At 62.0% G+C, this 22,143-nt stretch carries 17 protein-coding genes; 9 read left to right on the top strand and 8 right to left on the bottom strand.

The annotated features are described in order from the left end of the window. Nucleotides 1-11 precede the first annotated feature (11 nt). Nucleotides 12-554: an MOSC domain-containing protein gene (locus tag OP10G_RS10330; protein ID WP_025225967.1), complete on the bottom strand. Its 543-nt coding sequence runs from the start codon at nucleotides 552-554 to the stop codon at nucleotides 12-14. A gap of 62 nt (nucleotides 555-616) precedes the next feature. Between OP10G_RS10330 and OP10G_RS10325 the strand changes: the two genes are divergently transcribed. After that, a complete protein-coding gene (locus OP10G_RS10325) occupies nucleotides 617-1,168 on the top strand; it encodes a DUF4118 domain-containing protein (protein WP_025225968.1) in 552 nt (183 codons plus the stop codon). A 113-nt stretch (nucleotides 1,169-1,281) separates the two neighbouring features. Continuing rightward, nucleotides 1,282-4,356, top strand: a complete 3,075-nt coding sequence (locus OP10G_RS10320; protein ID WP_144241089.1) for a sialidase family protein — start codon at nucleotides 1,282-1,284, stop codon at nucleotides 4,354-4,356. Nucleotides 4,357-4,589: 233 nt separating this feature from the next. Here the strand turns inward: OP10G_RS10320 and OP10G_RS10315 are convergent, their stop codons facing one another. The 4 genes from OP10G_RS10315 to OP10G_RS10300 all read right to left on the bottom strand — a co-directional run bounded on the left by OP10G_RS10315 (nucleotide 4,590) and on the right by OP10G_RS10300 (nucleotide 11,292). After that, complete coding sequence (locus OP10G_RS10315) at nucleotides 4,590-5,747, bottom strand: glycoside hydrolase family 172 protein (RefSeq protein WP_084179062.1); 1,158 nt, start codon at nucleotides 5,745-5,747, stop codon at nucleotides 4,590-4,592. A gap of 357 nt (nucleotides 5,748-6,104) precedes the next feature. Further along, nucleotides 6,105-8,795: a hypothetical protein gene (locus OP10G_RS10310; protein WP_025225971.1), complete on the bottom strand. Its 2,691-nt coding sequence runs from the start codon at nucleotides 8,793-8,795 to the stop codon at nucleotides 6,105-6,107. A gap of 469 nt (nucleotides 8,796-9,264) precedes the next feature. Further along, complete coding sequence (locus OP10G_RS10305; RefSeq protein WP_025225972.1) at nucleotides 9,265-10,071, bottom strand: MBL fold metallo-hydrolase; 807 nt, start codon at nucleotides 10,069-10,071, stop codon at nucleotides 9,265-9,267. A 6-nt stretch (nucleotides 10,072-10,077) separates the two neighbouring features. Then, nucleotides 10,078-11,292: a DUF1015 domain-containing protein gene (locus tag OP10G_RS10300; protein ID WP_227625130.1), complete on the bottom strand. Its 1,215-nt coding sequence runs from the start codon at nucleotides 11,290-11,292 to the stop codon at nucleotides 10,078-10,080. Here OP10G_RS10300 and OP10G_RS10295 point away from each other — a divergent pair. From OP10G_RS10295 to OP10G_RS10280, 4 genes are read left to right on the top strand one after another with little or no spacing between them, the layout of a single operon-like run. Then, complete coding sequence (locus OP10G_RS10295) at nucleotides 11,212-12,282, top strand: polyprenyl synthetase family protein (RefSeq protein WP_227625104.1); 1,071 nt, start codon at nucleotides 11,212-11,214, stop codon at nucleotides 12,280-12,282. The genes OP10G_RS10300 and OP10G_RS10295 overlap by 81 nt on opposite strands. 47 nt (nucleotides 12,283-12,329) lie before the next feature. Then, nucleotides 12,330-12,962, top strand: coding sequence for a 5-oxoprolinase subunit B family protein (locus tag OP10G_RS10290; RefSeq protein WP_025225975.1), 633 nt, complete (start codon nucleotides 12,330-12,332; stop codon nucleotides 12,960-12,962). Beyond that, complete coding sequence (locus tag OP10G_RS10285; RefSeq protein WP_025225976.1) at nucleotides 12,959-13,741, top strand: LamB/YcsF family protein; 783 nt, start codon at nucleotides 12,959-12,961, stop codon at nucleotides 13,739-13,741. Before OP10G_RS10290 ends, OP10G_RS10285 begins: the two co-directional genes overlap by 4 nt. Then, nucleotides 13,738-14,556, top strand: coding sequence for a 5-oxoprolinase subunit C family protein (locus OP10G_RS10280; RefSeq protein ID WP_025225977.1), 819 nt, complete (start codon nucleotides 13,738-13,740; stop codon nucleotides 14,554-14,556). Before OP10G_RS10285 ends, OP10G_RS10280 begins: the two co-directional genes overlap by 4 nt. A 95-nt stretch (nucleotides 14,557-14,651) precedes the next feature. On the opposite strand, the gene OP10G_RS10275 is transcribed toward OP10G_RS10280, so the two are convergent. The 3 genes from OP10G_RS10275 to OP10G_RS10265 all read right to left on the bottom strand — a co-directional run bounded on the left by OP10G_RS10275 (nucleotide 14,652) and on the right by OP10G_RS10265 (nucleotide 18,021). Beyond that, nucleotides 14,652-15,044, bottom strand: coding sequence for an endonuclease domain-containing protein (locus OP10G_RS10275; RefSeq protein WP_025225978.1), 393 nt, complete (start codon nucleotides 15,042-15,044; stop codon nucleotides 14,652-14,654). Between the two features lie 111 nt (nucleotides 15,045-15,155). After that, nucleotides 15,156-17,480 (bottom strand): glycoside hydrolase family 31 protein, encoded by a 2,325-nt coding sequence (locus OP10G_RS24395; RefSeq protein ID WP_025225979.1) that lies wholly within the window; start codon nucleotides 17,478-17,480, stop codon nucleotides 15,156-15,158. Nucleotides 17,481-17,580: 100 nt separating this feature from the next. Then, a complete protein-coding gene (locus OP10G_RS10265; protein WP_025225980.1) occupies nucleotides 17,581-18,021 on the bottom strand; it encodes a type II toxin-antitoxin system RatA family toxin in 441 nt (146 codons plus the stop codon). 91 nt (nucleotides 18,022-18,112) lie between these two features. On the opposite strand from OP10G_RS10265, the gene OP10G_RS10260 reads away from it, so the two are divergent. The 3 genes from OP10G_RS10260 to OP10G_RS10250 all read left to right on the top strand — a co-directional run bounded on the left by OP10G_RS10260 (nucleotide 18,113) and on the right by OP10G_RS10250 (nucleotide 22,121). Then, nucleotides 18,113-19,168: a zinc-dependent alcohol dehydrogenase gene (locus tag OP10G_RS10260; RefSeq protein ID WP_227625103.1), complete on the top strand. Its 1,056-nt coding sequence runs from the start codon at nucleotides 18,113-18,115 to the stop codon at nucleotides 19,166-19,168. Continuing rightward, entirely contained in the window at nucleotides 19,165-20,844 is a 1,680-nt protein-coding gene (locus OP10G_RS24390) for an REP-associated tyrosine transposase (RefSeq protein WP_025225982.1), read from the top strand. The genes OP10G_RS10260 and OP10G_RS24390 overlap by 4 nt, the downstream gene beginning before the upstream one ends. Before the next feature lie 62 nt (nucleotides 20,845-20,906). After that, nucleotides 20,907-22,121 (top strand): M48 family metalloprotease, encoded by a 1,215-nt coding sequence (locus OP10G_RS10250; RefSeq protein WP_025225983.1) that lies wholly within the window; start codon nucleotides 20,907-20,909, stop codon nucleotides 22,119-22,121. Nucleotides 22,122-22,143: the final 22 nt, after the last annotated feature.

The raw sequence follows: 22,143 nt of genomic DNA, 5'->3' as shown, positions 1-22,143 counted from the left end.
GGAGGTGCCCCTCAGACCACCTGCAGAGGGCTCCATTCGCCCGAGGGAAATTCCACCCAAATCGGGTCTCCCGCGCTCACCTCTCCGCCGACGAGCACGACTCCCATCACCCCCGCCTTGCGGATCAGATTCCCATCGTGGTCCCGACCCAGCACCGCCGCCAAGAGCCCCGACTGAAACCGGTCGATCTGCGCGCACGGGTTTCGGAGGCCGGTGACCTCCACCACGGCATCCGAACCCAGGTAAAGCACGGCGCCCGTCGGCAACCCCAAAAGGTCGATCCCCCTCGTGGTGATGTTCTCCCCCATCCCACCCGGAGCCACCTCAAACCCAGCGAGCCGCAGCTCGTCGTGCAGCTCCGAATGAATCAAGTGCACCTGGCGCAGGTTCGGCTGGCTGGGATCGCGGGCTACCCGGGAGCGATGCTTCACCGTGCTCCCACAGTGAGCGTCCCCCTCCACCCCCAAACCGGCGATGAGCCGGACGCTGACGCAGGCCGGTTTGCTGAACTCGTGCACTTCGCTGCGGCTTACCGCGGTGACGACCCCTTCCATCTCCCCTAGTCTCCACCACAAACCGGTCCTGAACTTGAGCTAAAGGTACGGAAAGCGCTACGATGGTGGCGCAGGTCGAATCGTTCGACCTGGCGAGCGAGCGATGGAGCCCGATGGAAGCAAGTAAGGAGCACGACTCGAAACCTTGGGGTTGGCGAGCGGTCTCTCCCTACATCGAGACCGTCCTGCTCATCTGTATCCTCACTTACGTACGGCAGCTCGCCGCCGGAATCCTTGAGGATCGAGCTCGTTACACCCTCTTCTTTATCGCCCCCTGCTACTCGGTTTGGCGGGGCGGGCTCATCTCCGGCTGCCTTGCACTGGTCGCCACCTGCTACATCGGAACCTATTTCTTCCTCCCGCCGGATCGAACCCATGCCATCGAGGATATCGGGGACGCTCTCAGCATGCTCCTGTACCTCGGCGTCGGGCTCGTCATCGTGCTCCTGGGCGAAAAAGAAAGAGCCGAGCGCCGCCAGGTGCTTGAGCGCGATAAGGAGCTCGTCATCGCCCACGCCCAGCTGGCCGAGGCGAACGAAAAGCTGGAGCAAGCCGTCGCCCGACGCACGGCTCAGCTCGAAGAGCTCCGCCAGTGGGCAGCGGATGAACTTTAGCGGCATCTAGGGAAAATGCGCCTTTCCGGCGGCAATTGCTGCCCCCGGTGAATTCGCTGGGCCAGTTGTGCGTCTATCATGGGGTCATCGACTCGCGAGGGCTCCGTCTAGCCATGCCTAAATATTCCCGTCTTCTTCTTTCCGCCAGCTTCATTGGAGCGGCGATCGCTCCGAGCTTCGCCGGCGACGGCGCCGGCCGGACTCTCTGGGTTCGACTCGACCCCGCGGCGGTCACCGCTAAATCGAAGGTCGGACAGCAGTTTGCCACGACCTCGTCAATCGACCGCAAGAGCGGAACGCTCAAGTTAAACCTCAAACCGGGGATCTCGATCGACGACGTGGTGGCCAAGTTAGCCAAGCGGCGCGAGGTTCTCGAAGTGCGCGCCGGCGACGGCGTCCGGTTCTCCCACCGAGACGATCTCCGCTCCGTAAGCATGCTCAGCGAGTGGATCGAGAAGCTCGGCGGCGACGAGGAGAGACAGGAGAAGCACAAGAAGTTCGACCCGAAGAACGAAGAGAAGGAGGCCGGAACGGAGTACTTGCAGGCGCTGAAGCAGTACATCAAAGTGCGCGCCTACCCGTACGACCGAATCGACTCCGAAGCGTACAACCGCGGCATTCAGCAGGCTGCCCAGATGAAAGCCGCCAAGATCGGCACCTCGACCCAAACCGGAGACGTTCATCCCTTGGTCGCCGGCATCGGTGGCAAATGGAAGTTTGTCGGGCCGAACAACCTGAACACCCCCTATCGCGTGTACTACGGCCTGCGACCCAGTTCGGGGCGCGTTAACGCGATCGCCTACGATCCGGTCAACACGAAAACGATCTACATCGGCGCTCCTCAGGGCGGCGTCATGAAGACCACCGACGCCGGCGTAACTTGGACGGCGGTTGGCGACAATTGGGGCTTCAACACCGTTTCCTCGCTCGCCGTCGACCCTAAGAACCCGAATACGGTTTACGCGGGCACCGGCGACTTTCAAGGTCTTGTCGGCGCTTACACGATGGGCGTAATGAAGTCGCTCGACGGCGGCGCGACCTGGACCAACGTCGGACGTTCGAACTTCGGCTCCTCCTCCGTCAGCGGAATCGTGGTCGACCCGGATAATTCGGCCATCGTGACCCTCACCACCGGCCGCGGACCGGACGGCGTCGGCCGCGTATGGCGGTCGGTGAACGGCGGTACCAACTGGACCCCCGCGATCAACGTCCTCGCCTCCTGGTCGAGCCTGAGCTACGGCCCCGCCGACTCCTCCGGCAAGCGGTCGCTGTATGCGATCGGCAGCGGCGGCAACCTTTACCGGTCCGACAACAGCGGCGCGGCTTGGACCAAGTTGACGAGCCCGGTCGCCAACAGCACGTTCAATCTTCCGTACATCGCCGCCTCCGCGGTCGACTCCAAAACGGCGTACATCCTCAGCACCCAGGACCAAAAGATTTACAAGTCGACCGACTCCGGCGCGAACTGGACCGATACCACCGGTTCATTCCCTGGCGGTTACAACTGGAGCCAAGGGTTCTACGACTGGTACATCGCCTGCTACGCGGACGGCGGCAAGGATCACCTCTTCACCGGCCTTATCGACGTTGTGGAATCTCCGGACGGCGGCTCGACCTGGCAGCCGGTCGGCCTCACCTACACCAACGGGGCGAAGACGCACAACGACCAGCACTCTTTCGCCGTAAACCCGAAGAATCCGAAGGAGGTTCTGATGGGGAACGACGGCGGTCTCTACATGGGTACCGGCGGCGCGGGTAACTGGACGATTACGGGCCTCAGCGCCAACCTCGGAATCACCCAGTTTTACAACGTGGTGTGGCACCCGACCGACAAGACGAAGATCCTCGGCGGTACCCAAGATAACGCTTCCCCGGTTTCCATCGGCAACCTCTCCAAGTGGGAGAACGTGGGAGGAGGAGACGGCGGCTTCTGCGCCATCAACCCGACCAACCCGAACGTCCAGTACGTCACGATCTACGGCTTCACCGTTATCATCACGAAGGACGGATGGGCTACCAGCACCGATATCAGCCCCGATACCGGCTCGGACGCCTCGCCGTTCGTCACCCCGATCTTCCAAGATCCGGTTCGAACCCGCTACCTCTACGGATGCACGAACTACCTGTGGCGCTACGACTTGACCACTAACACCTGGGCTAGCCACCTCGGCGGCACTCAGCTCTCGAACGGCTCGCTGATTCACGTGGTCACGGTTGCGCCGAGCAACGGCGACGTGATCTACACCGGCTCAGACGACGGCCGGCTCTTCGTTTCCACTAACGCCGGCGCCTCGTTCCGAAGCTTGAACGGGCCGACGTTGCCGAACCGAGCGATCACCTCGATCTCGGTAGATCCCGCCAATCCGAACGACATCGTCGTCGGGCTCAGCGGAACCGGCTCCGCCCACGTGATGGAGTGCACGAACACGAGCGTCGCCACCCCTCAGTTCGTCAACAAGAGCGGTGTCGGAAGCAGCGGCCTTCCCGATGTTCCGGTCAACGTTATCGAGCGAGACCCGTCCAAGCCGACCAAGGTTTGGTATGTCGGAAACGATATCGGGGTCTTCTCGACCGGCGATGGCGGCCAGACCTGGGGTAACGCCACCGTCCCGCTCGGCCTGCCGAATGTCCAAGTCAACTCGCTGTCGGCGAACGCTCGAACCGGCTTGCTAAGCGCGGGAACCTACGGGCGCGGCGTCTGGCAGATCGGCTTCGGTACCTCCGCCCCGCTCGTCCCCTCCGGCTACTCGATCATGACCGGCTCGTTCGTAGGAGGCAATGTCCAAAGCCTGGCTGCCGACGATGGGAATAACCTGGTGGTGAGCTCCGCAACGGTGACCGGTCTCGGCCAAGTCGCCGCCGAAGTGTCCACCTTCACGGTGCCGGGAACCGGAACCTTGAATGCCCTCAGCTTCGAGGTGTCCGTCGCCTCCAGCACTCAAGCCGCCACCGAGCAGCTCTACGTGAAGAACTGGAAGACCGGCGCCTACGAGCTACTGAAGGCGTTCCCGGGAACGACGACCCGAACAACCCAAACCGTAGCCGTCACCGGAACGATCGCCAACTACATGTCGAGCGCCCGCAAGATCGAGCTCGTAACCCGAGCCTTGGTCCCCTCGTCCTTCGGAACCAACTCGTTCCGCCTCTCGATCGACCGCACCTCCTCCGCCGCGACCACCAGCGACTAGTCGCTGGTGGCCCTAAAAGCCCGGCGTCGGAAATTCCGACGCCGGGCTTTTTTGTTACAGGACGGTATCAAGCCCCCGTGGCACGGCGCTTCCAGCCCGTGTGTATCACGACCATCCTGGTCGTGTAAACGTAGCATCGGCTTCCAGCCGATGAACCCGACGGCCCTCCTTGCTATGGGAAAAGGGCCAAGGGCAGGATGCCCTTGGGACCCACTGGCTAGAAGCCAGTGCCACTAGGGGTTTAGATCTCTGACTCGCTCTGCGGCTGGAGCAAGAGGCGGGAGGCTGTTCTCGGGGCGGTCCAGATAGAAATACGCCACCGCCGACCAGTCGTCTTGACGCCAGAAGTTGCACCAATCCGTCTCCGTCCCTTCGGTTGCCAGGTCTACCGGCGTTTCGCGGCCCATGAGGTGGATCATCGGGTGCGGATCGCCCGGGTCGAGCGTGACCGGAATCATAGGAACGCCATTCGCCAGCAGCTCCAACGCCTTCGGCTTGCCGATGCCGCCAATCGTCTGGATCGAGACGGTGCAGCCGCCGTCGAAATAGACCGGGTCGTCGACGTGGTAGCGGTAGAACGCCCAGTGGCGGCGCTCTTTGTCGGCGATAAGGCATCCTTGCGTACGGTGCGCGTACGACCCTTGGCCCCAGCCGGTGCCGACGTAATCCTCGGTGCCGGTCCCGCATAGAGTGGGGTCTTGGTCGTCGCCGGTCCGTATCTTGACCTCGCCCTCGCCCCACCAGGTCCCGTCGTACCGCGGGTCCGTGATAATGCCGAGGTTGCAACCCAAGAATCGGCCACTCCCCTCAACTCGGGGAAGGATCGCGAACTCCTTGCCCAGTTCGTTCGGCGATTCGCGGCGCCAACAAGCGTGAAAATAGATGGTCTCGGGGGCGAGAGATTCGTTTACCGTGACGTCGATGTCGTAAAACAGGTGCCGCAGGTTCTGGGCGCTGTCGTTAGTGATCGCGACGCGGGCGGATTGCCGGAAAGGCATCGGGATGAAGCAGTTGAAGCTGCGCCCCTCCGGATCGGAAAAGAGGGCGTTTTCGAACGGCGTGCGCCGGCCGAGCCCGATCCCAAAGAAGTCGCCGAAGGGGACGGAAACCGCCGGAGACGCCGCCCCATCCCAGAACATTTCAATCCGAAGGGATCGGAGCATCTCCGGGCTTCGATCGCCGATCGTTACCCACATCCGGCGGACGACCCCGCTCCCTTCGAATTCCAACAGGGTCGCCGTCTCCCCCGCCGCCACCGAAACATACGGCCGCCCCTTTGACCCGGCATTCTCCCTGCCGCCGCTCCCTCGCTTCCCCTCCGGGTTCTCCGGACTAAACCACCGCGTCTCCACACCTTTCGGCTTCTCAAATAGCTCCTGCACGTGTGTCATTTTCCCTCCCTATCCAAACGGTTCGTCTCTGCCGGGCAAATTGCTTCTCGTGTACGGGGAAACGTTTCAGGCAGAGGGAGCGAAGGTTGCTCCCATCAAGCATTCTCGGCCCCGCCCCGCCCCGCCCGCCCCGAAGGGGCTGGCTCCGGATGATTTGTTTGGAGGCACCTTCGATGGGAAGGCTCTTCGGTTTAGGACATCGAATGCAACGAGAGGAGTTTGGCCCTGGGTGGCGGTTCGGCAACTTTGCAACCCCACCAGACTCGTCATGTGTTGCATGCCTGGCGAGGGTAGAGGCATTGAGAGCCCTGGGCGGACCCGAGTCTCGGCTTCGCCCAGAACTATCTTCACGCGATCTTAGAAGTGGATGAGGCCTCCACTGTCCGCGATCGTCGTTCCACCGGCTGTCACGGTGACCGTGACCCCGTTCAGGCCGGTCTGTTGGGTGACGGTGTAGCCCGCGCCGGGGGTTAGGCCGGTTACGAAGTGGGACGTGGTCCCCACCGGAACCGTATAGGTAAGCCCGGTAAACGCCTGGTTCAGGTTCACCGCGAACAGAACCGCGGTGTTGTTGAACAGGGCGCCGTCGAACGCGCCCACCGACGGGGCGAACCAGCTCGCTTGGATCGGCGCGGCGTTCGAGTTCGCGCCTTGCAGCACGTTCAGGAACCGCACGTCCAAGGGGTTCGAGGGGTCTTGCTCGCAAAGCCGGTAGTGCATCGGCTCGTCTTGCGTCCCTTCGTTGTAAGACCAGGTCGTCGTCGGCATGTCCCCGGTCAACGACGCTCCGGCAGGGAGCAGGCTGGAGACGAAGAGCTTCTGGCCCTTCGGAGTAGTCACCGTTGCCGTGTTTCCGTTGATGACCGGCTGGGTGGCGAAGTTCAGATAGAACCTCTTGTAACGGTTCGCGCTCTTCGAGGTGGCCCGGTCGTAGACCACGATGGTGTCCGGCTTCAGGTATAGGATCGAGCGGCTGGCGTGCGCTACGTCGGTCGCATGGAATATGGTCGTATTGTACCGATTCGTCGAATCTCCTTCCGCGAAGACATAGCTTCCCTGCAACGAGCTCTTGACCACCGGGTCGCCGTTGCTGGAGTAGGAGTACTGGCCGCCGTGCGTCCCCTCGTCGACATTGAACCACGGGATACCGGCTCCGGTTGGCGGGTTCTGAATCGACAGGTTGTTCTGGTAATCCGACGCGCCGATGTTCTTGCCATAGCCCGACCATTCCTTGGTCAGAAACTCGCCACCGCGATAGAAGGAGAACGAATTGGCATTCCCCCACTGGTGGTCGGTGACGTTCCAGGTCGAGATGAACGCGAACCAGGAGGCGTTGGCCGTCCAATCGGTGCGGGAGAGAATCCGGTTCATCCCCGGCGCGACATAGTCGGTCGAGAGCCCAACCCTCGGATCCAGCGGCGCGGGCGCGGTCGGGTCGAAGGTCAGGAAGTAGAGGATCGGCAGCATGGAGCCGTAGTTGGAGGGGGAAGAGACCAGCCGTTTGTCCAGGCTGGTGGGGCCGCCGGGGCTAAGCCAGGTTTGCATCCAACGGATCGAGTTCAGCCGGGTCGAGGTGGTGTTTCCGTCCGCCAAATCCATAATCGCCAGCGGGCCGAACGCCCGGATCATATCGATCGTCTCGAACCGAAGCACATCGCCGTAGCCGGCCGGTAAGTACATTGGCGGCATCCAGCTCGCGAACGTCGCCTTCTGCGGGCTCATCGAGTGGATGTACGCCGTCATCGCGTCGCTCTTCCAGAACGGGTTCTGAGCGATCGCGGCCGGAGAGCCATATACCGCCGGATCGTCGTACCCGGCCGTGTGCATGGCGAGCATCAGCATCGTCAGCGCGCTGAACGAGCTCTCGCCGTAGCCCGGACCCTCTTGGGAGAGTCCGCCCGCCAGGTCGTGAGTATCAGCGTAGCTGCGAACGTAGAGCCAGGCTCCCGTAACGTTGCCAATATAATCGCCCACGTAGCCCGCCTTCGGGTCGCCGGCGGCGGCCGGGACGTCGTCGGCCGGGTCGAGCGCGAGCGACATCATGCCGATGTTACGGGCGTGGTTGCACCAGTAGTTGTTGCCCGACCAACGAACCGATCCCTTATTGCTCAGCATCCCCGGGCTATTGACCATTCCGGAGGGCTGAACCACGTAGCTTCCGCCCATTTGGTTGACGTCCAGCGACTCATGGATCCACCGGATGAACACCTTTCGGATCGTCGCCTTCTCGGCGGCGCTGAAGAGCGGGTAGCACCAGTCGAGCACCAGCGGGAACGATTCGCCGTACCATCGACCCCGGTTCATGGTGATGAAGTGCGGAGTGCGGAACGGCTGATTGGCCGCCGGTCCTTGGACCGCGTTGTTGATCACGACCATCATCAGGTCGTGAGCCCGCTTGGCCCAGTCGGCTCGGTTCGCTGCGACCGGGTCGACCAGCGACATGAACGCGAATATCTCCGCGTACTCCTCGGTCGGATACGCGAACGCATTGCCTTCGCCATCGCCGCTGTCTTGCTGGGGCACTTTCCCCTGCAACATGTCGGCCTTCATGTTGTTGGCGACCGTTTTCAGATCGTTCCAAACCTGGTTTCCGGGGACGGCCCAGCCACGAAGGCGGTTGATGTCGGACCCTCGCACCCAAAGGCGCGGGTGGCCGGTCAAGGCTCCGGCCGGAGGCGAAATGTGAGGAGGCGGATCGACAATACTCGCTGGAGGCGGCCCGCCAGCCGTGCCGACGATGAAGTCGCTGGTGCTCTTCGCCGTCTGCCCGTTTCGGGAGATGACGATCGGTCCGGAAGTTGCCCCTTGCGGGACGACGGCGTAGACCTGATACGCCGCTCCGACGGTGAACTGGGCCGGCTTGCCGTTAAACGTCACGCCGGTCGAAGTGCCAACACCGGAACCGACGATGTTGATCGTGGTGCCGGGCGGACCGTAGGCGGGTGTAAAGTTGGCGATGTTGTACTGGCCGCCCGCCTCTTGGGCCGAAGCCGTCGCTACGAGCGCGAGCGCCGCGACCGTCAGCGCTCCAATTGATCTGAGTCTCATATCCTTCTCCTTTGCCTAAATGCGTGGGAGAGGCAATGTCGCCCCTCCACGAACAAGAGAAGTTTGCGGCTCGGTTTTATCGGGTTTCAGAGTGTCACGTCGTTGTCACGCCGAGGCCGTGAATTTGTAACGGATGCCGGGAACAAAGACCCGGTGCAGGTTACGCCCGATGGAGCGCCGGCTTTTAGTCCGCGACTAGGGGCGTCGACTGAAGTCGACCCGCATGCGAACTGAAGTTCGCGCTCCTGTTTGGGCCACGGCGAAGCCGTGTAGCCGGCACCTACGCGTGCCGCAATCAGCATAGATGGGGCTGTCACAAGTAAATCCTTCGATGCGCGGGAGGAAACCAACCTATTTTCTGCGGTTAGCCGGCGGAGAACGGGCGCAGGTATGGGCCAGCCTGCGGCGAAGGGGAGGGCAGAGCTGGAGCTCTGCGGTCCGTATGGACTCGGGGGCTTGCCGGTGGGGATTAGATGTCGATCTTTAGGCCGTCGTAGCCGGGCTCGATGCCGTGGGGGAGGAGGGCTCGCTCTAGGTCGCAGTGGCGGGCTTTGCCGCGGATCGAGTGGTGGGTCGTGTAGACCGGGGCGTCCGGGGCAAGTGTCCCCTGCGCCCGCAACCGGTTGACCACCATGATGCAATCCTTGATCGCCAAATGGCCGGGATAATCCGAGGGGCAGAACCCGTCGGTGCACTCGATCACGAGGAGATCGAGTTTGACTCCGGCCAAAAACTCGAACGTGGGCTCCGGCCAAATTCCGGTGTCGGTCGCATAGAGAAGCGTCTTCCCCTCACGTTCCACGATCAGGTTGTGGCAATCCTCTTCTTGGATGTGCGTCGCCTTGATCGGCGTGATCTGATAGGGACCATGCCGAAATGTTTCGAAGCTGTGGGTTTCGACCAGGTCGAGCGGCCAGTCAGGATATCGAGCCCGAATATGTTGGGAGACCACGGCGTTGGCGTAGATCGTGTACGGCAGGTGGTCCAGATCCGTGAAAGGGATGAGGGCGTACTGGATCTCGTTGATCGCCAGGTGGTCGTCGTCGCTGTGCGTGAAGACGAGGGCGCTCCAGTCCCGGGCGTTTAGCCGGTCGCGCTGCAACTGCCCCATCGTGTCGGGCGGAAGGTCGATCTTGATGACCCCGTCGACGAGGGCGCCCGAGCGAGTACGGATATCTTTGCCGCCATTCTCGCGGGCGTAACGGCTCACCTCGTCATCGCTGAAGAGGCCAGGAATCCCGTCCGCAGCAGCGGTACCCAGGAGGCGAATATCCATTCTCAGTTAGAAGTCGTTAAGGCTCCACATCACAAGGCCACTGAGGACCTTCGGGAAATAGTAAGTGCTCTTCTGCGGCATGCGCTCGCCCCCGAGGGCAATGGCTCGCATGTCGTCAACCGTCGGCGCGTTCATGAGAAACGATGCGGCCGCCCCCTGGTCCGCGGCACGAATTGCTTCCATTGGATCACGAGTGTAAGAAATTTGGTCCAGCCCCGTCAATCCAAGAAGACGTTCAAAAATGAGAGAATGCAAAACCGTAACGTCCAGTCCCCGTAAACGGTCGCTTTCTTCGGAAGAGACCCCTTCCATGAGGGTCGCTTCATCCTTGGGCGTAAGCACGTAGCCGAGGCCGCCTTCCATCGCCAGACCGAAGGTTCTCCGTCCTTCCACTTGGCCATGCCCTAATGCGTCGAAGAGGCGGCTACTGTGCGTCTCCCGAATGTCGAACGCCGTGGAGAGCCGGGCCAAGGTCTCGTCGTGACCAAACGGGAGCTTGGCGACGATCCGGTGGGTTGGCAGCAGGACGAGGCCAGGATCGGACATGGAGCAAAGGGCGATCGGAAGATAATCCTCCGGAACCTCGCCGTCTCGTTCGCCGAGCGCTTCGCGGAAGGCGACCGCCGTCTCGTACCGGTGGTGGCCGTCGGCGATCCAAAGCTTCCGGTCGCCAAGCATCGCGACGATCGTGTCTATCGACTCCGGATCCGAAATCGGTTCGAAAACTTGATGCACGCCGTCTTCCGTGGTCACTTCGACCGAAGTACCGGCGGGCGCGTTACGGATCGTCTCGTGAATTCGCGCGTCCGGATCTTCGAATAAGCCGAAGATCGATTCGAGGTGGGCGCGGGTCGCCTCCAAGATGCGAAGACGGTCTTCCTTATGCTTCGGGAACGTCCGCTCGTGGGGCAAAACGACCCCTCGCTCGTACGGCTCGGTCTTCAAAAGCACGAGGATCGAGGTTCGCGTGTACGTCTCGCCTAGATGCGGAAGGCTGAAGGTTTGGGTGTACCGGTAGATGACCGGCACGTCTTCCCTCATCAATATGCCGTCGCGACGCCACTCACTGAGCAGCGCGGCGCTTCGCGCGTATTTGACGTACTTGCTCCGATCGTCCGGCTTGGATTCCGGCAAAGTTACATGTACGACGTTATATGGACTGCGCACGGCGTAGTCATCCCGCTCAGCGGGGGAGAGTACGTCATAGGGAGGAGCAACCAGCTTATCGATTGGTCCAGCCTCGTCTGCGAAGCGAAGACCCAAAAAGGGACGGACGACCGCCATAACGACGCATCTTACCAGCGAGTTCACCCCGGCAACGGTAAAATCGCTCTCGTGGGGTTCCCGCTGCAACTTAAGGCCCACGCGGAACGCGTGGACGCCCGACTGCGAGAGCTCCTGCCCCCTGAAGATAGGGTGCCGAGCGAATTGCACGAGGCGATGCGCTACGCGTGTTTAGCACCTGGAAAGCGCCTTCGGCCGGCGCTGGCGATGGCTTCGGCCGAGGCGATCGGGCAAGATCCAGGCCTTGCGCTCGACGCCGGGTGCGCCATCGAGATGACGCACGCCTTCTCGCTGGTCCACGACGATCTGCCCGCCATCGACAACGACGAGTTGCGCCGAGGGATGCCGACCTGCTGGAAACGGTTTGGCGAGGCCGTCGCCCTGCTCGCCGGGGACGCGCTCTTCGCATTGGCGTTCGATACCCTCGGCCGCCTGTCGATCGAGCCGAACCGGATTGTGGCGGCGGTTCTCTCGCTAACGACTGCATCGGGTTCTTCAGGCTTGGTAGCGGGTGAGACGGTCGACATCCTCTCGGAAGGAAAACCGATCGAACCCGACACCTTGGCGATGATCCATGCGCTGAAGACAGGCGCGCTGATCGCCGCAAGTTGCGAGATCGGCGTCATCGTCAGTGGGGGATCGGCCTCCGAGGCGGCGGCGTTAAGGGCGTACGGCGAGGACGTCGGACTGGCGTTCCAGATCGCCGACGACGTGTTGAACGAGACGTCGACGGCCGAGCAGCTTGGCAAGGCGGCGGGGAGCGACCGCGCACGACAAAAGGCGACCTATCCCGCACTATATGGGCTGGACGAATCCCGCCGGAGGGCTCGCGAAGCGGCCGAGCGCGGAATCGGCCGACTTGCAAACCTCCCCAATCGGCAGTACCTCGAAGAGCTGGCGCGGTTCTCGGTCGAGAGACTTAGCTGATCTTGTCAACCACTCGTTCCTTTCGAACGTCTTAGAGACTAATACCCATGAAAATCGAGCCGCTGGGCGATGCGGCGTATTTGGTGAGGGAGTTAGAGGGGCCGGCGTACGAGATTGCGGCGGCGCTGAATTCGCGTGGGTTGCCGGGCCTTACAGAGGCGGTCGCCAGCTACGATACGCTCGGGCTTTACGTCGACCCCGACCAATTCGACCCTTCTTCGTTTTCGACCTCTCTCGGAATTGTCGCGCCGCGGGCGGGGCGAAGCCATGAAATTCCAGTTTGCTACGAATTGGGAGTCGACTTGGACGAAGCCGCCGCTCGGCTCGCGATCGCTCCCGACGAGCTCGTCAAGCGGCACGCCGAACCATCCTACCGATGTTACGCGGTCGGCTTCTGCCCTGGGTTTCCCTACCTGGGATACCTGGACGACGCGATCGCCGGTTTGCCCCGTCGCCCTTCGCCTCGGGTTCGAGTCGAGCCGGGTTCGGTAGCGATAACCGGGCGCCAAACCGGGATCTACCCCCTACCGAGGCCGGGGGGCTGGTGGCTCATCGGCCGAACTCCACTCAAGATCGTCGATCCGGACACACGGTATTTTCCGATCGAGGCGGGCGACGAGGTGCGGTTTGTGCCGATTAGCCGCGACGAGTTCGACGAGCGCGAGGGAGAGCGCCTTTGAGGGTTTCCCAGATCGTCGGCAAGCGAACCATCGACCTCAACGTCGATATCGGCGAAGGTTTTCCGCACGACGCCGAACTCCTCCGTTTCGCCTCCAGCGCCAATGTCTGCTGCGGCGTCCACGCCGGATCGCGTGACTTGACGCTTTCTACCATCGAGCTGTGCCGAAAACATCGGGTGCGGCTCGGGATCCATCCGGGCTACCCCGACCGGCCGACGATGGGGCGAGCGCCGATGCAGGCGGGGCAGGAACGCCCTTACCTAAAGTCTCTTTTCGAGCAGGTGACCTGGTTCCTCGAGAACGAGCGACCGGATTATCTGAAGCCGCATGGGGCGTTTTACAACGACACCGCAGTGGTTTTGCCTCACGACTGGAAGACCCAGCGCAAACGTGCGCCCACCACGAGCGAGTACGAGAGTGGTGGGGTTTACCTTTCGCAATTTCCCGGCCTTCAATCGCTTCTCATGCTTCTGCGCATCCATAAGCTCCCGCTGATGGGGCTGGAGAAGACTGCCCACAAGGCGGTGGCGGACCGGGCCCGACAGCCGTTCATCCGGGAAGGGTTCGCCGACCGGCAGTACCGGCGAGACGGGACCTTGATGCCGCGCTCTGAGCCGGGGGCGGTGCTCGTCGACCCAGGTCAGGTGCGGGAACAAGTATTGCAGCTCGCCAGCAACGTCGACTCGATTTGCCTACATGGCGACACTCCGGATTGCCTCCCCTTTGCGGAGCTTGTCTATCGGACTTTGCTCGACGGGGGTTACGGGGTGGGCGCGTGAGCCTGGAGATCGTCCAGGTTTACGGAGTCGCCTCACGCGTCGGCCTCCCGATTACCGGACTCCGAAGGTTCGGCGTCCCGCCCGGCGGGGCGTTCGATCGGGAGTCGGCTCGCCTGGCCAACGCGCTGGTCGGGAACCCAGCCGGGACCCTCGTATGGGAGCTTGGGATGGCCAACGCCCTGTTCCGGGCGACGAGCGGGGGAATGGTCGCCGTAGTCGGGGCTCCCGCTCCGGTTACGATCGACGGGCGGGCGGCGCCGGCCGAGTCAACCTTCCCGGTTCGGGCGGGGTCGGAGTTGCATATCGGTCCCCCGGCGGAAGGCGCTCGCGTTTACGTGGCCCACCGCTCCGGCCTGACGCGAGGTCCGCGGCGACTGGCGACGGGTCTAGAGAGCCTATCCGCTGGTCCGATCCGGGTGGTGGCGGGTCCGCAGGCGGACGCGGTGAATTGGAGATCGTTCGCATCCGACTTAAAGGTGGGAATGGCAAGTGACCGAGTAGGGATTCGCATCGAAGGTCAAACGCCACCGCACGATATCGAAGCACCGAGTGAGCCGGCATGCGTCGGAGCCATCCAGATCTCGGGCGGCGGAGGACTCTTGGTCCTCGGCCCAGACGGTCCGACGATCGGCGGATATCCCAAAATCGCGGTGGTCATCGACGCCGACGTCGACCGGCTGGGGCAACTCCGCCCCGGGAGCCGCGTCGAGTTTTTGGAAGTGTCGCTCGACGAAGCACGCACCCTTCGCCAAGAACGAGAAGCTCGCCTCACGCGCCAGTGCGCGGAGTTGAGTCTAGTGGCCAGAACTGCATAGTATCCGAAGCCCCCTCTCCCTCCTCCCGATGTTTGTGCGGGACGAGGGAGAGGGGGTTGGGGGTGAGGGAGCAAAACCTACCTCAAACGGAAGACTCACGTACCTGGAAACGCCCGCCGGCCGGACTTCGTTTCGCAGAGCTCGCCGATTTGCCGAAGCCACTCAGTCATGTTCTGGCTCGTCTCCTCAAAGATGCCGATGCTAGGCAATCGGTACGTTAGCACCCCGAGTTCCAGCAGATACTCGTCTCGTTTGGCATCTCGTTCCGCTCGAAGAGCATGTTGCTCGCCATCGACCTCGACGCATAGAAGCGCCTCGTCGCAGTAGAAATCGAGGATGTACGGACCGATTGGATGCTGGCGCCTGAACTTAAAGCCGATACGTCGACCGCGTAGAAACTCCCAGATGATTCGCTCCGAAACCCCGGCTTCTTTGCGGTAGGTACGCGCGGTCTCGATTCTCTCGGAGTTCTTAGCGTTTCGTTGCATCCCAATAATTTAGCGGTTGGCGCAACTTTGTCGCTCCCTCACCCCCAACCCCCTCTCCCTCATCGGGCACGGGCATCCCGAGGAGGGAGAGGGGGCTCCGGAGGTTCGGCACTACGCACGGACCACAACCACGGCGAGCGGTTTGCCGGCGAGGGTGACTTTGTTTTTTTCTAGAACGACCTCGGACCCGTTCAGGCGGACCGATTTGGGGTCGCCGTGGATGACGAAGGTGGGGGCGATGAGGCCGAAGCCGTCTTGGGTTTGGTCAGTCGCGATCGCGAGGTTTCCGTCGACGGAAACGACTCGAACCTTTAGGCGGCTTCGCGCGCCGCTGGTGTAGGCGTAGGAGATCCCGTCGTCGGCCACGTATTCCAGCTCCGACTCACCAGACCATGCCGGGGGCATGAAGAGGTGGAGGTTCACGTCGCGAAGCTCCTTGGTGTTATCGACGGGGGTTCCAGGCTGCATTGGAACGATCGCACCGGCGCGAAGGTAGAGCGGGGTCGACTCGCGGCCGGCCTTCGCCGTCCGCTCGCCCGGCTCGATCCAGTCGCCGTTCGCGGCGTCGTACCAAGGCTCCAACCCAGGCAGCGTCACGGTCCGCTTCTTCACCCCTTCCTCCACGAACGGGGCCTGAAGGATCGAAGGGCCGACCATAAACTGGTCGTCGATCTTGTCCAAGCCAACTCCGTCGAATTCGTAGAACAACGGCCGCAAAATCGGATCGCCCTGCTCCTCCTGTTGGACGAACAGGTTGTACAGGTACGGAAAAAGCTTGTATCGGAGCCGGATGTAACGGCGAATCACCGCCATGACCGGTTCCGGGAAGGCGAACGGCTCTTTGTCGCGCGTCCCGCGGTTCGCGTGATTTCGAAGAAACGGGAAGAGGAAGTGGGCCTTCGTCCAGTCCAGCATCAATTCGTCGGTCACGTCGCCGCCGAACCCGCCCAAGTCCGCCCCGTTAAACGGCTGACCCGAGATCGACAGATTCACGGACGTCGGAATCGACGACTTCAGATAGAACCGGTTGGCCAGGTTGTCGCCGGTCCAGATGGCGGCGTAGCGGCTGCTGCCGATGAAACCGGAGCGGGAGAGGATAAACGGCCGCTCGTGCGGCCGCGCCCGGCGGAATCCATCGAAGGTGGCTCGCTGCATGCCGAGCGAGTAGTCGTTGTGGTGCGCTTCGTGAGGCAGCTTGCCGTCGGCGAACCGCATTCCATTCGGGTCGACCGGTCCGGTGGACGGGTCGTTCATGTCGATCCAGCAGGCGCCGAAGCCGCTTTCCGCGAACTCCTGAATGTAGCCGGCCCACCAATCGGAGACCCGGGGGAGGGTGAAGTCGGGAAACACGGTCTCGCCCGGCCAGACCAAGCCGACGTACTCTCCGCCCTCGGCGTTTTGGCAGAACACTCTTTGCGCGTGGCCGTCGTCGTAGACGCGGTAGCCCGACTCCTTCTTCACGCCGGGATCGATGATCGGCACGATATGACGGTCATGTTTCGCGAGCGTCTCGGCGGTGGTGGAGACGCCGTCCGGGAAATTGGCCTCGTTGGTCTGGAAGATTCGGAACCCATCCATGTAGTCGAGGTCCAGCCAGAGGCCGTCGCACGGGATCTTGTGCTTGGCGAAACCTTCGTCGAGCCGCATCAGGTCAGCGTGCCCGCCGTAGCCCCAGCGCGATTGGTGGTAGCCGAGCGACCAAGCGGGGGGAACCGGGGTGGTTCCGATCAGCTTCTGCAGCTTGCGGGTTACCTCGGCCAAGCTCGGGCCATAGATCACCCAAAGATTCGGCTCGCCTCCTTCGCTCCCCAAGATCAGCCGTTCCGATGTCCGCTGCCACTCCACGAAGACGCGACTCTCATCCGAGCCGGGGGTCTCGATGAACGTGGGGTGGGAATTATGAAGAAGAAACCCGACGTACTCGTCGCCGATTTTGGCGACGAGATAAGGGAGCGAGAAGTACGGCGGGTCGCTCGGATGTTCTCCCCACTGCGCGAAATGGAAGTCCCCCCAGACGTCGGTGTTCCAGAACTTGGTCCGGTAGCCGGAGAGCTCCATCTTGCCGAAATACTTCTCGCCCATCCCGTAGAAGCGGGCGTCGCCGCCAAGCTCGAAGACGAACATCGACGCATCGCCGCTGACTCCGAACTCTCCGGTGATGAGCGGTTTGGCGTCGCGGCCAAGGAGGCTCAGCTGAAAATCGTCGTTTGCCTTCAGCCGTTGTCGCGCGCATGGGGCGGGAACATCGAGCTCGGAAAGGCCGCAGGTCTCGGGCCACACATCGGGATTCGAGACGCGCACATGATAGATATCCCCTTCATGGGAATCGACTTCGGTAGCGAAGACGCGAACCCCTGCCGTCACCACCCCGGTTTCTGGATCGAACGTCTCGACGAACGAGAAGTTGGAGCGGTGGGGATATTTGTTGAAGTACATGGGCCGCCCTCATTTTGGCCGATGTGCGCGGGACGTGACCTGCGCGCCCCGCGCGAGAAAAAGCGCGAGCAAGCTCGCGCACTCCAAAGCGCTTCGCGCGTTACGCTTCCGCTTTCAGGCGGAACGCTTCGTTGATGTTCTCCAGGTTCTTCTGAACGACCGAGAGGATGACCTTCTTGACGAGCGGGCCCAGCGTTGGAACGTTGTACTCGTAGTCGAGGTGCTGATCGAAGCGGGTGCCGCCGTTCTCCTCGCGGAACGACCAGGTTCCCTCGAGCTGATCGTAGTCTCCCTCGATCTGCCGGAAACGGGAGGAATGGGTCGTATCGTCCCAAATCTCTTCCTGCCGCCACCGGACCTTGAGCCCGAAAGTAGGGACGATGCCGACCCAATCGGCGACGAATCGGGTCTCGTCGCGCTCGACGGGAGTCACCGATTTCACGTCTTTCATATATTCGGGATATGCCTCGCTATTCTTCGCAATCGCATAAACTTTGGCGAGCGGGGCGTTGATCCAAACGGTGGTTTCGACGGTCGGCATATCGGTTCGGTCAAAATCGTAGCGCTTTAAGCTAGGGAGCAGTCTACCGGTGCGCCAACGTCGGCGTGCGGCGCGTAGACAACCGTTGAACTTGGAGAAACTAGAGGAAGCCCTTTCGACGCCGCCGACCGGCACCATGCGAGCCCTCGTCCTGGAAGAGCCGGGGCGGATGTCGCTCCAACAAATCGAGATTCCACATCCGGGTCCCGGCGAAGTGCTGGTGAAAGTCGAAGCCGCCACAACCTGCGGAACCGACCTGAAGGCATTTCTACGGGGGCATCCCCAGATTCCGATGCCGGGCGTGCTTGGCCACGAATACAGCGGAATCGTCGCGGCGGTCGGCGAGGGGGCTTCGTTCGCCGTCGGCGATCCGGTAATGGGAGTCCACTCGGCGCCATGCCAGGAATGCTATTGGTGCCAACGCGACCAGGAAAACCTATGCGAGAGCATCATGAGCACCAAGGTGCTCGGCTCGTACGCCGAGTATTTGCTGGTTCCGGCGCGGATTGCCCAGCTCAACCTTTTTCCAAAGCCGGATTCGATCAGCTTCGAGAAGGCGTGCCTTCTCGAGCCTCTCTCTTGCGTCGCCCAAGGTGTCGAGCTATTAAAAGTACGCGAAGATAGCCGGGTGCTTGTGATCGGCCCCGGCGCGATCGGGCTTATGTTCGTGGGCGCCTTGCGGTTGTCCGGCGCTCGCGAAATCACTTTGGCGGGGCGAAACGACGCCCGACTGGCCGAAGGGAAGAAGCTAGGGGCTCAGACCTGCAAGGTGGACGCGATTCCGGGTTCGTACGACATCGTCATCGAGTGCACCGGCCAGGTCGAGGTGTGGGAGAAAAGTATCGATTACGTCCGCCGGGGCGGGACGCTGATGCTGTTCGGTGGCTGCCCCGGCGGCACCCGGGCCAGTTTCGACACCAAGAAGGTCCACTACGACCAGATCACGATTCTGAGTCCGTTCCACTTCGGAACGAAAGCGGTGCGTCAAGCGCGAGAATGGCTCCTAAACCCGCTCCTCGACCTGAGCGGGATCATCTCGGGGGAACGGTTCTTAGAGGAAGGAAAGCAGGTGTTCGAGGATCTGCAGAACGGCGCCGGGTTGAAGTACGTGTTCAAACCGCAAGTTCCGGGCCTTAGGCGTTCATGAAGGTTGCCAGATACATCGGGAATGGCGAGGTCGCAATCGTGGACGAGGCGATCCCCTCCTGCCCTGAAGGGGGCCTCCTCGTTCGAACGGAGGCATGCGGCCTCTGCTCCGGCGAGCTCATGTCGTGGTACATGGACCGCAAGGTGCCGCACGTTCTGGGGCACGAGGTGTCGGGGGTGGTCATTGAATCGCAAGACGAGCGGTTTCCGGTCGGTTCGCGGGTGTTTCCTCACCACCACGCCCCCTGCCTGCAATGCGAGCTCTGCCGACAGGGCCTGTACGTCCATTGCCCCCACTGGAAGCGAACCAAGCTTGCCCCGGGTGGCATGGCCGATTTCTTCGCAGTGGATGCGGAAAACCTAACCGACACCCTCCGCACCGACGACCTCCGACCCGTCGACGCCGCCCTCATCGAGCCGTTAGCCTGCGTGGTGAAGAGCATCCGCCGTGGCACTGGCTTCCAGCCAATGGGTATCACGACCGTCCCGGGCGTGGACAAAGTAGCGCCGAGCACCCAAGCCGCGGACGAGTTGGTAGTTCGGCAAGGCGCCAACCTTCCTCACTGGACAAGGCCGGGAGCGACATACTCCGTCACGTTCCGGTTGGCCGACGCAGTACCACGGCATGTCCGCGAGGAGTGGAGGTTGGAACGCGAACGCCTCGCAGCCATGGCAGATCGCCTCACCGAACGGGAACTCTGGAATCGAAAGCACCTCCATGCGGAGCGAGTGCAAAGTTATCTTAACGAAGGGCACGGATCCTCCATCCTACGTGACCACCGAGCAGCCGGCTTGGTCCAAGAGGGGCTGAAACACTTCGATGGCGAACGGTACCGCCTTTACGCCTGGTGCGTGATGCCGAACCACGTTCATGCGATCGTCGAGCCTTTGCCGGGGTACGAGTTGGCGGAGATACTTCACTCCTGGAAGTCATTTACTGCGAGGCAAGTGAACAAGCTTCTTGGACGCACTGGGGATGTATGGCAATCGGAATCGTACGACCACTTAATTCGCGATGCCGAGGATTACCAACACGCCCTCGACTACGTCCTTTATAATCCCGCCAAGGCAGGGCTGCTGAACTATCAGTTCGTCGGCGAGACGGTGCACCGCTGGCGCGGGGGAGCGGGCAGGGGGGAGCACGCCCGGGACGGTCGTGATACACACGGGCTGGAAGCCCGTGCCACGGCGGCGGTGATTGGGCTTGGGGTGATGGGGCTGATGCATTGTCTGCTTTTGCCTGGCTCCGTGGGATACGACCTTAGCCCAGGACGGATCGAGTGGGCAACGAGGCAAGGTATTGACGCTCGACTACCGGACGACGCCGAACCGGCGGACGTAATCTTCGTCTGTCCCGGCAGCCAAGCCGCGTTCGACTTTGCGATGCGAATCGCCAATCCGGGGGCGACGATCGTCATGTTCGCTCCGCTTGGACCAGGGGAGGCATTGGCGGTTCCGCAGGAGGCTTATTTCCGGGACATTACGATCAGACACTCGTACTCGTGCGGGCCGGAGGACACTCGGGAGGCGGCCGAGGCGATACGCGATGGAAAACTCAAAGCCGAGCAGGTCGTCAGCGAGTTCATCGGAATGGACGAGCTGCCAAGGGCGTATGGGAGGATGAAGAGGGGCGAAATCTTAAAGCCGATGATCGTTTGGGACGATTCGGCAAAGTGAGGACGTCTAACTTCCAGACGGTATTCTGAATACCGATACCTGTCTCAAACGTCGGAGTAACCATGATCCCCGCACTTCTTGCGATGACGCTGATTCGGCCCCGGCCAATCCCGGCCAGCCCGGTCGAGCGGCTCGTGGCAAATGCCTGGCGAGAAGTCGAGACTCAGCAGCCGATCGACAAGCAGGAGCAGAAACATCGCGACGACATCAAGCGGGATCGCGAGGTCGGCGCGAAGTACGTCATCGAAGTCGAAAAAGATCTGAAAGTCGTTCCGGACAAGGATCTGAACGCTCGGATCGAAAAGATCGGGCGCGAGCTTGCCGACGTTGCGAATATCACCCACGCCGATGCTCTGTGGGGCGACAAGCGCATGAACACGTTCGACTACGTGTTCAAGATCGTCGAAGACAAGGAGCATCCGGAGGAAGTTAACGCCTTCTCCCTCCCCGGCGGCTTCATCTACGTCTACCGCGGCCTGATCGACTTCGCCGAAAGCGACGACGAGCTTGCGGGCGTTCTCTCCCACGAAATCGCCCACGCAGCCTTCCGGCATGTCGCCACGCTCCAATCCGAGCAGGCGAAGATGCAAAAGATCGAGATCCCGCTGATCATCGCGATGGTGCTCGCGAAAGGAACGGAGGCGCTTCCCGGCGTTCTCTCCGGCGCCAGCTTGCTCTCGCAGGCTTATACGAGCGGCTGGAGCGTGAGGGCGGAGGAAGCGGCCGACTACGGCGGCTTCCAGTACATGCTCAAGAGCAAGTACGATCCGACGGGAATTCTCACTTTCATGGAACGTCTCGCCATGAAGGAGGTCGGCGACCCTCGTTACGCGCACCTGGGAATCTTCCAAACTCACCCTCCTGGGCGCGAACGGGCCGAATCGCTGCTCAGATACATGAAGGCGGCGAACGTTCCGATTCGGCGAAGCCGGGTCGCCAGCAGCTTCCGGGCCGAAGCCAAGCCCGCCGACGACGGTACCGTGGCGGTTTCGTTCGGCGGCAAACCGCTTGTTTCGTTTGCCGGTAACGATGCTCTCACCCGGGCCGACGCGGCCGTGCGGCGACTGAACAATTTCTTCGACTCGGTTCCCGAGATGTACGAGGTGCGATCCGGCGACGATGGAAATATCTTGGGCCGGAGGCAGGAGCTTCTGGCGCTAACGCAAGACGATGCGGCCGCCGCCAAGACCTCGATGGACGAGTTGCAGAAGGCGACGCTGACCCGAATCCGAGGCGCCCTCTTCAAGATCGGCTACCGGGTGTGGGAAGTACGGTAAGGTCTTAGCCTGAGACCTCCGC

Origin of the sequence: Fimbriimonas ginsengisoli Gsoil 348, assembly GCF_000724625.1 — a bacterium.
In the GTDB taxonomy this organism is placed as follows: Bacteria; Armatimonadota; Fimbriimonadia; order Fimbriimonadales; family Fimbriimonadaceae; genus Fimbriimonas; species Fimbriimonas ginsengisoli.
This window is presented reverse-complemented; position numbering and strand designations above follow the sequence as displayed.